Consider the following 12291-nt stretch of genomic DNA (forward strand, 5'->3'; position numbering starts at 1 on the left):
TGGGACTTGAACCCATACGGGCATTTCTGCCCACTGGATTTTAAGTCCAGCGTGTCTACCAATTCCACCACTTGAGCGTGTGTAAACTAATATCTTTATAAAACTTTGTACTCAAGATGGGACTTGAACCCATACGGGCATTTCTGCCCACTGGATTTTAAGTCCAGCGTGTCTACCAATTCCACCACTTGAGCATCTAGTTTACACTAAATATTTTGGTATGTTTTATTTCTGTTATAAAGAACGTTTTGCATTTTATAAATGCGAGTGCAAATATAGCAGTTAATTCCATTCATAAAAAAATAAATGATTTTTTTTTTAATTTTTTTTCAATTCAGATAAATACATAGTTTCAAATCTTAATTGAATTTAGTCCGTAAGTTCATTTCTAAGTAAATTTTATCTCTATCTTTGCCCAAAATTTAGAATCAAATACTAAATGTCAAATTCTGATACATCATTGGCAGTTTCCGAAAACACTTTTATGAGCGATTTTAAGCAACTCACCAAATTGGGGCTTTCGCTAAGTGTTGTTTTTTCTGCCGTTGCAGGATATTTACTGGCTGTTGACACCATCAATTACAAAACAGTAACACTCCTAGCCATAGGTGGTTATTTAATGGTGGGAGCTTCCAACGCGTTCAATCAAATTATAGAAAAAGACATTGACAAATTGATGAAGCGTACGCAGAACAGACCTTTGCCTACAGGAAGATACAATGTTACTACAGCAATGATTATTGCGATCAGCTTCACCATTTTAGGTTTGGGTATTTTGTATAGCATCAACGAAAAAAGTGCGCTCTTTGGAGCCATCTCTATATTTTTATACACTTGTGCTTATACTCCGCTTAAAGGCGTTACACCTTTGGCTGTTTTTGTAGGTGCTTTTCCAGGAGCCATTCCTTTTATGCTAGGTTGGGTTGCCGCTACAGATCATTTTGGAATAGAAGCAGGAATTCTATTCATGATTCAGTTCTTTTGGCAATTTCCTCATTTTTGGGCAATCGGTTGGTTGGGTCATGATGAGTACCTAAAAGCAGGATACAATTTGTTGCCTATGGGAAAACGAGACAAAAAAGCAGTGGTTCAAATATTAATTTACACTGTTATGTTGATTTTTGCCTCTATCCTACCGGTATTTAAAATGACAGGAAGCTTTTACATCTTTCCACTAACTGCAGTGCTTATTTTTATCTGTGGAAGCGTTATTTTTTACTATGGTATTCAATTATACAAAGACTTGAGTAAAAAAACGGCTAAAAAATTAATGTTGGCAAGTGTATTTTACATCACCGTGGTTCAAATTATTTACATCATCGATAAATTTCTTCATTAACATGGAAAACACAATAAATATTCAACAAGAGTTAACCGTTGCTAGAAAAAAAGCGGCCAAACCAATGTTATGGATCTCCTTAGTCAGCATGACTATGATGTTTGCTGGTTTGGTTAGTGCTTATGTAATTAGTAGCAATAGGGAAGATTGGGTTTCTTTTGATTTACCTACTTCTTTGGTGATAAGTACCGTTCTAATTATAATCAGTAGCTTCACAATTCACGCAGCTGTTTACTTTGGAAAAAAAGAAAATAAAAATTTAACAAGCCTACTTTTAATAATTACTTTAGGGTTAGGAATTGGGTTTGTAATTTCACAATTCAATGGATTTAATGAATTGAAAGCTTCTGGATTATTTTTTACAGGACCCAAGAGTTTGATCTCATCTTCCATGCTTATGGTCATTGTAGGTGCTCACTTGCTTCATATATTTGCTGCTCTAATTGTACTGATTGTTATGTTGACAAAACAACTCTTAGGTAAATATAACAACGGCAACACTTTAGGGCTAGAATTAGGTAGTATTTTCTGGCACTTTTTAGACTTACTATGGATTGCACTATTTTTATTCTTTTATTTTAATACTTAATCTAAATTTATAAATTTGTCTTTCGAACGAAAACCGAAATAAACAAACAATAATAACTCTTATGAAAGCAACAACTGCTGATCAAGTCGCAAATGTATGGGAAGGTGGAACAACTAAACCCTTAGGTGCTAGTTATGGAAAAATGATGATGTGGTTCTTCATTTTATCCGATGCTTTAACTTTCGCAGGTTTCTTATCTGCTTATGGATTGACTCGTTTCAAATTCATTGACATATGGCCTATTGCCGATGAAGTATTCACTCACTTTCCATTTATCCACGGAACTTATCCAATGTATTATGTTGCATTGATGACATTTATTTTGATATTTTCATCTGTAACCATGGTATTGGCGGTAGATGCTGGTCATCAAATGAAACGTAACAAAGTAATTACGTACATGTTTTTAACTATTATTGGAGGTTTGATCTTTGTGGGTTCTCAAGCTTGGGAATGGAAAAACTTCATCAAAGGTGAATACGGTGCTGTTCAATTAAAAGATGGTAAAATTATTCAGTTTGTAGATAAAGAAGGAAAACAAATTGCTTTAGAAGCGTTTGCAACTCCTGACAATCAACTTGTAGAACACACTCGTAACAACGGATTGTGGTTTTCTGAAGGAAAAACTACTTATGAATACACTACAGAAGGAATTGTAGAGGCATTCAAACACAATCCATCTGTTGGAATTCGTTTGGAAAAGATAAACCCTGAAACAAAACAAAAAATTGTTATTCAGGACAAAGCAGAAGCTTTAAAGTTTTTAGAGCAATCATCAAGAGTAGTAAGAGGTGCTAACTTAGAGGTAAACGAATACGGTTCAAGTCAATTTGCTGATTTCTTTTTCTTCATTACAGGTTTTCACGGTTTCCACGTATGTTCTGGTATTGCCATCAACATTATCATTTTCGTAAATGTATTGTTAGGTACTTACGAGAAGAGAGGACACTATGAAATGGTTGAGAAAGTTGGATTGTACTGGCACTTTGTAGATTTAGTGTGGGTATTTGTATTTACATTCTTCTACTTAGTTTAATTATAAAAAAAGCAAAAACATAAGTATATTATGGCACAACACGAATCAAACACTACGTTAATCTGGAAAGTATTCGGATTCTTATCATTAGTAACTATCGTAGAGGTAATCTTAGGAATTATCAAACCTCACGGATTGCATTATACAAATTTCTTAGGAACATCTTTGTTAAACTGGATTTTTATCATCTTAACATTGGTAAAAGCAGCAGGTATCATGTGGTACTTTATGCACCTAAACCACGAGCGTAAAAACTTTTTAAACTCTATCGTACTTCCTTTGATTATCTTAATCCCTTATTTGATAACTTTGTTATTGATTGAAGGAGGATATTTACACGATACTTTAGCTCCTTTAGTGAACTGGAAATATTAATTCACCACATCGTGAGTTACAACTATACAAAAGGTGGATTTATCCACCTTTTTTAGTACCCAAATGATAATAATTATGAAGAAAACAATCATTCTTTCTCTCCTTTTTATAGGTCCCTTGGCGTTTTTTATCTTTTTGTCTATGGGAGAGGTAAATTTTAAACCTTGCGAAACTTTTAAAACCAATGTGATAGAAGTTGCTAATTTTAAAAAAGACACAACTTCTTTTAAAAACAACATCAACATTGTTCATTTTTTAGGAAAGAATCCAAATTTAAAAGACACACAGCTTTTCAACATCAATGAAGTTGCTTTTAAAAAATTAGCCAAATACAAAAAATTTCAGATGATTTCTTTTTATGTTGGTGAAAACAATCCAAAGATAGAAATCATTAAAAATAGATTGATAAAAACAAATGGAAGTGAAGATTTATACAAATGGAAATTTATTTGTTTAGACTCACTACAAACACAAACACTTTACAATTCTCTGAAAACAAAATCTTCTTTAGATCATAATTTTGCATCCGACGATGCGTTTATAATAGACAAAAAAAACAATCAAAGAGGAAGAACAGACGATGATAAACTTGGAGAAGACGTTTTTTGTTACAATATGCTATCTGTAAACGATTTAAAAAACAAATTGGTAACAGACACTAAAAATGTATTTTACGAACAAGAAGTATCCACAACATCCAGAAAAGAAAGATTAGGAAAAGATGAAAAATAAATACTCTTATGTAGGAATTGCTTTAATTGTCCTACTTTTTGGAGCGTTTGTAGTTAGAAATTACAAACACCATTTAGAACCTAGAAATAGAACCACACAAGAACAGAAAGAAGAAGAACTGAACCCTAGCGGTTTGACGTATTTTGAAATTGATCACAAAGCCAGAAAAATGCCTGATTTTGTTTTTACAGATCAAAACAATCAAACTATTTCTAATGTTGATTATAATGGAAAAGTTTTTGTTGTAGAATTTTTCTTTACTACTTGCCCTTCCATCTGTCCGATTATGAACAGAAACATGTTGACTATAGAAAAGGAATTTGGAAAAAGAGACGATTTTGGAATTGCATCTTTCACCATAAATCCAACCGTAGACACTCCTATCAAACTAAAAGAATATGCAGAAAATTATGGAGTTACTAGTTTAAACTGGCATTTCTTAACAGGTGATAGAGAAACCATTTACGAAATGGCCAACAAAGGCTTGAATATTTTTGCAGAATTGAATCCTGAAGTTGAAGGTGGTTTTGAACACCAAGGTTTTTTTGCGTTGGTAGACAAGAATGGTTTTTTAAGATCTCGTAAAGATCCATACGGAAACCCTAAAATTTATTACCAAGGTACCGACGAAAAAGAAGTAGCATTGCTAATAGAAGACATACAATTATTATTAGAAAATGAATAGTCATGAAAAAACAAACTAAAAACTACAAACAACTCATCACCCTATTATCCATTGTAATTCCCGTAGTTGTTGTCATATTGTTTAGTGTAAAATTAGACATTACATTGCCTGTATTCTTACCTCCTATTTACGCTACAATCAATGCAATTACGGCAGTACTCTTAGTTGTTGCTGTAGTTTTTGTTAAAAAAGGAGATATTAAAAAACATGAATTGTGCATAAAAGCGGCATTAGTTTGTTCAACATTATTTTTGGTGTTCTATGTGCTGTATCACATGACTAGTGATTCCACCAAATACGGAGGTGAAGGAGTTATTAAATACATCTATTACTTTATTTTAATCACACATATTATACTATCTGTTGTTGTTATTCCATTGGTATTGACCACCTTTGTAAGAGGAATTAATATGGAAGTAGAAAAGCACCGAAAAATAGCCAAATACACTTTCCCAATATGGTTGTATGTAGCCGTAACTGGGGTGGTGGTTTATATGATGATCAATCCATACTATTAAGATGAAGCGTATACAATTCCTAATTTTATTTTCATTATTAAGTTCAATTCCCTTTGGTTATAGCCAGTGTGCTATGTGTAAAGCTGTGGTAGAAAATGGAGATTCAGGATTGGCTGAAGGTCTGAATGATGGAATTGTTACATTGATGGTGATTCCTTATATTTTAGTTGCTATCATAGCCTTTATTTTATGGAGGAATTATCAAAAAAACAAATAGATATGTCAGTAAGAGCAAAAAAACATTTAGGGCAACATTTTTTAACCGATGAAAGTATTGCAGAAAAAATTGCTGATATATTGTCAGAAAAAGGATACAACCAAGTACTAGAAATAGGACCCGGAATGGGAATGATGACTAAGTATTTGTTGAAAAAAAAATACACAACGCATGTAATAGAAATAGACGATGAGTCTGTAGAATATTTACAAGCACACTACCTCCATTTGGGACCAAGAATTTATGGAAAAGATTTTTTGAAAATGGATTTATCCGAAATTTTCAAAGGAGAGCAATTTGCAATTATTGGTAACTTTCCTTATAATATTTCTAGTCAAATTGTTTTCAAAACTATCGAAAATAGAGCTTCTATTCCAGAATTTGGAGGAATGTTTCAAAAAGAAGTAGCTCAAAGAATATGTGCTCCTCCTGGTAGCAAAACTTACGGAATTATTTCAGTCTTAACACAAGCTTATTACAACACCGAATATTTGTTTACCGTTCCTCCAACCGTTTTCAATCCGCCTCCAAGGGTAGAATCTGGTGTTTTAGTTATGAAGCGAAAAGAAAGTTTAACCCTTAGTGTTCCAGACAGATTGTTCAAACATGTGGTAAAAACAGCATTCGGACAAAGACGTAAAACGTTAAGAAATAGTTTAAAAAGCTTAAACCTATCCGATGATTTAAGAACAAATCCTATCTTTGACAAGCGTCCAGAACAAATTTCTGTTGAAGGATTTACAGAACTAACTGCTTTAATTGAACAAGATGGAATTTCAAATCAATAAAGAATTCATCAACCATGCATCTCTTTTAATTGCCAACAACGACATACAGCAACTAACCGAGATTTTTTCTAATGTGCATTATGCCGATTTGGCCGAACTTTTTGAAGAAATAGAGCCTGATTTGGCTGTTGCAATCATCAAAATTTTAGATACGGACAAAACTTCTGATGCTATTGTAGAACTAGACGAAGATTATCGTGAAGAAATTTTAAAACGAATGTCTTCTGCTGAAATTGCTAAAGAAGTTGACGAGTTAGAATCTGACGATGCTGCTGATGTACTTTCTGAATTGTCTGAAGAACAGAAAGAAGAGGTTATTTCTAAAATAGAAGATGTTGAGCACGCAAAAGACATTGTAGATCTTTTACGTTACGATGAAGATACTGCAGGAGGTTTGATGGGAAAAGAGTTGGTAAAAGTAAAAAACTTCTGGACCAACTTACGAAGCATTAAAGAAATGCGACTACAGGCCGAGGATATTGAAAGAGTGTACACTATTTACGTAGTGGATGACAACGATGTTCTAAAAGGGAGACTTTCTTTAAAAAGTTTGTTAACAACGTCTACCAAAAGTTTGGTAAACGACGTTTATACACCTTCTATTACTTCTGTAAAAGTAGATGACAAAGCCGAAGATGTTGCCAAAATCATGCAAAAATACGATTTGGTTGTGGTTGCTGTAGTAGATGAAATGAATCGCTTAGTTGGTCAAATTACCATTGATGACATTGTCGATATCATTAAAGACGAAGCAGAAAGAGATTACCAAATAGCGGCAGGTATTACTGACGATGTTGAAGCGAGTGATTCAGTTTTAGAATTGACAAAAGCAAGACTTCCTTGGTTAATTTTAGGTCTTTTGGGAGGTTTTTGCTCTGGTGGAATTATGGGAAATTTCGGAGCTATTTTTAATGACTATCCTATGTTGTTCTTTTATACACCTCTTATTGCTGCTCTTGCAGGGAATGTTGGTGTACAATCTTCTGCTATTATTGTACAAGGTCTGGCCAATAACAATATAAAAGGTAGTATGTGGGATCGAATGCTGAAAGAAATTGGTTTGAGTTTGGTGAACGGACTTGCTCTAGGAACTCTTATTATTGGTTATGGTTTTATCCGTCAATATGATTTTTTGATTAGTTTGACCATTGCTTCTTCTTTGGTAATTGTAATTATTATTGCTGCATTGATAGGAACCTTTGTACCTATTGTCTTAGATAAAAAAGGGATAGATCCTGCACTTGCAACTGGACCTTTTATTACCACTAGTAATGATATTTTTGGAATTTTTATTTACTTCTCTATTGCTCGACTGATACTTCCTATATAAATTCTGCTAATGTCTATTGTATACGCTATCTTAGCCATGATTTTTTTTGGTGTTGCTGTTTTCTTTTACAAGCAAGGAACTCCTTTTTTCTCTACAGGTTTGGGTGCAGCTATTTTTATCATGAGTCATATGGTTGTCTTAGGTGTTTTGTCTTTGGTAGAAAAAACCAAATTTGATGGAAAACATTTCAAATTAATTGCTGTGGGTGGTATTTTGGGAGGCTTGGCTCAAGTTTGTTTCTTTTTAGCCTTAAAACACGGAAAACTAAGCACAGTAGTTCCAATCAGAAACATGGCCCTTTTAATCACAATAGCACTGGGAGTTTTCTTTTTAGGAGAACAGTTAACTACTGTAAAAGTTATTGGAATTGTACTAGGATTGATTTCTGTAATTTTGGTTACCTTTTAACTTACAAACAGTTAATTGAAACAAAGTTTTTCCAAAATCACCTTATTTTCACTTAACACACCTATCATTTACTGGTGTTTAAGACTTAAGCAACTGATATTTAACAGACTATTTCTGAACTTTGTTTTTTAGCTTCGTATGAGTCGCAATCTTCAATATCAACTTTTTAAAACAAACTGTTATGTATAAAAAAGATTACATTCTAAGACTCATCACTACACTTACAGATGCACTAAATGAAATTGTTCATGGCATTAAAAATGATGATACCGAAGATGCTAAAATTAAAATAGATCAATGTTATAAAATGCTAGGCAATGACTCTACTTTCTTTTTAAAACAAAACACAGAAGACATCCGAGATTTTTTCGATTCAAAAGAAGAAGGCATCATGGATAAACTGAATTTACTTTCCAAAATCATGTACCAAGATAGTTTGTTAGAAAACAACAAAGACCAAAAAATCAAGATCATGAAAAAATCTATCCTTTTATTAGAATATCACATTGATCATTCTAAAGAATACTATTTTGAAGACATCAACAAATTAAGCGTTATGAAAAACAACCTAAAAAGCTTAACCTAAAATATTTTGACAATCTATTTTACAACTTAGAACTGTACAAAATTAAAAACACCCCTAGCAAAACGCCTATTAATGGAAGAATCTTTAATCCTAAATTTCGCTCTTTAAAAATCAATCCACCAATTACTACTGTAAATAAAACTTGACTTCTTTTGATGGCAGACATCAACACAACCAATGCTTCAGGATCACTCAATCCTTCGTAATAAAAATAATCTGCGAACAATAAAAGAGTACTAATTCCTAAAATAGACCATCTCCATTGAAAACTATGATTGGTTAGTTTGGTGTATTTTCTGTTGTACAGATAAACAACAGACATAAACAGTGTTATGTAAGTAAAGAACCACCACAGCAATGTTATTGCAGTATATTCCTGAACTTGTAATAAAAATTTATCATACAATCCGCTACAAGCTCCAAAAAAGGTAGCCAATACAATGGCTAAAAACCACTTGTTTGTTTTAAAACTAATTCCTTCTTTCTTTCCAATGTAAGAATACGCTATCATAGACAAAATAATCAAAAAGAAACCTAACCATTGATATTCAGAAGGTCTTTCTCCATACAAGAAAAAAGCTCCTAACAATGTAAAAAACGGACCAGAAGCTCTAATAGGCGTTACTAAAGAAATAGGCATATGTTTCAAGGCAGAGAAAGCTAAAATCCAAGAACAAGTCATTAAAAAAACCTTGATCAAAATTAAAGCGTGATCCACCAAAAGCAATTCTGGAATAAACAAATTTGTTCCCTCCAAAGATTCTGGATAAAAGCGAGAAGCAAAATATATTGGAGACATTAACACAACACTTAATCCGTTGGCACAAATTAACACTGGTAAAATAGCATTCTCTCTAACACTCCATTTTTTGCACAAATTGTACAAACTCAAAAAAAAAGCAGCCATTAGGCCGTAGTATACCCACATACCGCAAAGATATGACTATAAATAATTACAGAACATGTTTTAACATTGTTCTTATGTAAAACTTATATCAATTTGGTTTATAATTATAAACACTTATTTTTTAGCTTTCCTATTCTTTTTAGTAATTTTGCATCTTTAATCGAAATTCATAAAAATGAGTACTACGAAGCAAGCTAAATCAGCTTTAATTTCAGTTTTTCACAAAGATGGTTTAGAGCCAATTGTTAGAAAATTTAACGAGTTAGGAATTACTATTTACACTACTGGTGGAACTGAAAAATTCATTAGAGATTTAGGTATTGATTGTGTGGCTGTTGAAGATATTACTTCATACCCATCAATTTTAGGTGGACGTGTTAAGACTTTACACCCAAAAGTATTTGGAGGTATTTTAAGCCGTAGAGATAACGAAGGAGACAAAGCGCAATTAGCTGAGTTTGAAATTCCAGAAATGGATATTGTAATTGTAGATTTGTATCCTTTTGAAAACACCGTAGCAAGTGGTGCTCCTGAGCAAGATATTATTGAAAAAATTGATATCGGTGGAATTTCTTTAATTAGAGCAGCTGCTAAAAACTTTAAAGATGTAATCTGTGTTTCTTCAATGGAACAATACGATGAGTTTTTAAATATTATTTCTGCTGATAAAGGAAACACATCTATTGAAGATAGAAAACGTTTTTCTGCAAAAGCATTTGCTGTTTCTTCTCACTACGATTCTGCAATCTATAATTACATGAACGAAGAAGAAACAAACTTCCGTCAATCTTTTGACAAAGTTACTTCTTTACGTTACGGAGAAAACCCTCATCAAAAAGGTGCTTTCTACGGAGATTTAGATGCTATGTTTGATAAATTACACGGTAAAGAATTATCGTTTAACAACTTGTTAGATGTAGATGCTGCCGTAAATTTAATTAACGAATTTAAAGGAGAAGCTCCTACTTTTGCCATTTTAAAACACAACAACGCTTGTGGATTTGCACAAAGAGACAACTTGAAAGACGCTTATGTAGATGCCTTAGCAGGTGATCCAACTTCTGCTTTTGGAGGTGTTTTAATTGCTAACAAAACTATTGATGTAGCTACTGCTACTGAAATTCACAAATTATTCTGTGAAGTAGTTATTGCTCCAGCATATGATGCAGATGCTTTAGAAGTTTTAAAAGGAAAGAAAAACAGAGTCATCTTAATTTTAAAAGATGTTGAGTTACCAAAAGTATCTTACCGTACTGCATTAAACGGAGTATTATTTCAAGATGCAAACTTAATTACAGACAAAAAAGAAGATTTGAAAAATGTAACCGAAAAAGTAGTTACTGATGCTCAAATAGACGATTTATTGTTTGCTTCTAAAATTTGTAAACACACCAAATCCAATACTATCATATTGGTAAAAAATAAAACATTATGTGCTGGTGGAACAGGACAAACATCTCGTGTAGATGCATTAGAGCAAGCTATTGCAAAAGCAAAACACTTTGAGTTTGACTTAAAAGGAGCAGTAATGGCTAGTGATGCATTTTTCCCATTTCCTGACTGTGTAGAGATTGCACACAACGCAGGAATTGAAGCTGTAATTCAACCAGGAGGTTCTATCAAAGATCAGTTGTCTATAGACTACTGTAACCAAAATGGAATTGGAATGGTATTCACAGGAACACGTCATTTCAAACATTAAATTGATTACATTTGTGCATACAGCATAAAAAATAAAACACAAACAAAACCATGGGATTTTTTGACTTTTGGACTGAAGATATTGCTATAGACTTAGGAACAGCAAACACGCTAATTATCCATGAGGGTAAGGTAGTGATAGATTCACCTTCTATTGTTGCAAGAGACAGAACCACAGGTAAGATTATTGCTACAGGTAGAGATGCCAGTTTGATGCAAGGAAAAACACACGAAAACATCAAAACCATTAGACCTCTAAAGGATGGTGTTATTGCTGATTTCCAAGCTTCTGAAGAAATGATCAAACAGTTTGTGAAAAGCATTCCCTCTATAAAGAAAAAAGTCTTTGCACCTTCTTTAAGAATGGTGATATGTATCCCCTCTGGAATTACAGAAGTTGAAAAAAGAGCTGTTAGAGACTCTGCTGTACACATGAATGCAAAAGAAATATACCTAATATTTGAACCAATGGCTGCGGCCATTGGTGTAGGTATTGATATTATGGAGCCTCGTGGTAACATGATTATTGATATAGGTGGTGGTACTACCGAAATTGCCGTAATTGCTTTAGCTGGAATTGTTTGTGACAAATCTGTAAAAGTAGCTGGAGATTTATTTACTGCTGATATTATGTACTACATGCGTACCCAACACAACTTACATGTAGGAGAAGCTACTGCTGAAAAAATTAAAATTCAGATAGGTGCTGCAACCGAAGATTTAGAAACTCCACCAGAAGATATGTTGGTACAAGGACGTGACTTATTAAGTGGTAAACCAAAACAAGTACAAGTTTCTTATAGAGAAATTGCCAAAGCTTTGGACAAATCTATTTTGAGAATTGAAGATGCTGTTATGGAGTGTTTGTCTTCTACACCTCCAGAATTGGCTGCCGATATTTACAATACAGGTATTTATTTAGCAGGTGGTGGTTCAATGTTAAGAGGTTTGGATAAACGTCTGTCAAGAAAAACAGATTTACCCGTTTACATTGCTGAAGATCCACTTAGAGCAGTTGTTAGAGGTACAGGAATTGCTTTGAAAGAATTGGACAAATACAAATCTGTTTTATTAAACTAG

15 protein-coding genes and 1 tRNA gene are annotated in these 12291 nt (G+C 33.2%); 14 read left to right on the forward strand and 2 right to left on the reverse strand.

What is annotated here, in order from left to right; all coding sequences use genetic code 11:
* Positions 1–108: 108 nt before the first annotated feature.
* A tRNA-Leu gene (locus tag Q4548_RS00005) sits at positions 109–194 on the reverse strand.
* A 245-nt stretch (positions 195–439) separates the two neighbouring features.
* Here Q4548_RS00005 and cyoE point away from each other — a divergent pair.
* The 12 genes from cyoE to Q4548_RS00065 all read left to right on the forward strand — a co-directional run bounded on the left by cyoE (position 440) and on the right by Q4548_RS00065 (position 8603).
* Positions 440–1339, forward strand: coding sequence for a heme o synthase (cyoE, locus tag Q4548_RS00010; RefSeq protein ID WP_303449910.1), 900 nt, complete (start codon positions 440–442; stop codon positions 1337–1339).
* A 1-nt stretch (position 1340) separates the two neighbouring features.
* A complete protein-coding gene (locus Q4548_RS00015) occupies positions 1341–1928 on the forward strand; it encodes a cytochrome c oxidase subunit 3 (RefSeq protein WP_303449913.1) in 588 nt (195 codons plus the stop codon).
* Positions 1929–1989: 61 nt separating this feature from the next.
* On the forward strand, positions 1990–2964 hold the full coding sequence (locus Q4548_RS00020) for a cytochrome c oxidase subunit 3 (RefSeq protein ID WP_303449916.1): 975 nt from the start codon (positions 1990–1992) through the stop codon (positions 2962–2964).
* Positions 2965–2994: 30 nt separating this feature from the next.
* Positions 2995–3339, forward strand: coding sequence for a cytochrome C oxidase subunit IV family protein (locus Q4548_RS00025; RefSeq protein WP_303449918.1), 345 nt, complete (start codon positions 2995–2997; stop codon positions 3337–3339).
* Positions 3340–3414: 75 nt separating this feature from the next.
* Positions 3415–4071 (forward strand): hypothetical protein, encoded by a 657-nt coding sequence (locus Q4548_RS00030; protein WP_303449920.1) that lies wholly within the window; start codon positions 3415–3417, stop codon positions 4069–4071.
* The gene (locus Q4548_RS00035) at positions 4061–4756 is read left to right on the forward strand and encodes an SCO family protein (RefSeq protein WP_303449922.1); all 696 of its coding nucleotides are present in this window, start codon (positions 4061–4063) and stop codon (positions 4754–4756) included. Before Q4548_RS00030 ends, Q4548_RS00035 begins: the two co-directional genes overlap by 11 nt.
* Before the next feature lie 2 nt (positions 4757–4758).
* On the forward strand, positions 4759–5274 hold the full coding sequence (locus tag Q4548_RS00040; RefSeq protein WP_303449924.1) for a DUF420 domain-containing protein: 516 nt from the start codon (positions 4759–4761) through the stop codon (positions 5272–5274).
* A 1-nt stretch (position 5275) separates the two neighbouring features.
* Positions 5276–5491 (forward strand): hypothetical protein, encoded by a 216-nt coding sequence (locus tag Q4548_RS00045; protein WP_303449927.1) that lies wholly within the window; start codon positions 5276–5278, stop codon positions 5489–5491.
* Between the two features lie 2 nt (positions 5492–5493).
* Positions 5494–6279, forward strand: coding sequence for a 16S rRNA (adenine(1518)-N(6)/adenine(1519)-N(6))-dimethyltransferase RsmA (gene rsmA, locus Q4548_RS00050; RefSeq protein WP_303449929.1), 786 nt, complete (start codon positions 5494–5496; stop codon positions 6277–6279).
* Positions 6260–7609, forward strand: a complete 1350-nt coding sequence (mgtE, locus tag Q4548_RS00055) for a magnesium transporter (RefSeq protein ID WP_303449931.1) — start codon at positions 6260–6262, stop codon at positions 7607–7609. Before rsmA ends, mgtE begins: the two co-directional genes overlap by 20 nt.
* Before the next feature lie 9 nt (positions 7610–7618).
* Positions 7619–8017 (forward strand): EamA family transporter, encoded by a 399-nt coding sequence (locus Q4548_RS00060; protein WP_303449933.1) that lies wholly within the window; start codon positions 7619–7621, stop codon positions 8015–8017.
* 181 nt (positions 8018–8198) lie between these two features.
* Positions 8199–8603 (forward strand): hypothetical protein, encoded by a 405-nt coding sequence (locus tag Q4548_RS00065; protein ID WP_303449935.1) that lies wholly within the window; start codon positions 8199–8201, stop codon positions 8601–8603.
* A gap of 19 nt (positions 8604–8622) precedes the next feature.
* Here Q4548_RS00065 and Q4548_RS00070 read toward each other — a convergent pair whose 3' ends face one another.
* The gene (locus Q4548_RS00070; protein ID WP_303449936.1) at positions 8623–9531 is read right to left on the reverse strand and encodes a DMT family transporter; all 909 of its coding nucleotides are present in this window, start codon (positions 9529–9531) and stop codon (positions 8623–8625) included.
* Positions 9532–9685: 154 nt separating this feature from the next.
* On the opposite strand from Q4548_RS00070, the gene purH reads away from it, so the two are divergent.
* Positions 9686–11212, forward strand: coding sequence for a bifunctional phosphoribosylaminoimidazolecarboxamide formyltransferase/IMP cyclohydrolase (purH, locus tag Q4548_RS00075; protein WP_303449938.1), 1527 nt, complete (start codon positions 9686–9688; stop codon positions 11210–11212).
* 50 nt (positions 11213–11262) lie between these two features.
* Positions 11263–12291 (forward strand): rod shape-determining protein, encoded by a 1029-nt coding sequence (locus tag Q4548_RS00080; RefSeq protein WP_303449942.1) that lies wholly within the window; start codon positions 11263–11265, stop codon positions 12289–12291.

It is taken from the genome of Wenyingzhuangia sp. 2_MG-2023 (assembly GCF_030548295.1).
Lineage (GTDB): Bacteria > Bacteroidota > Bacteroidia > Flavobacteriales > Flavobacteriaceae > Wenyingzhuangia.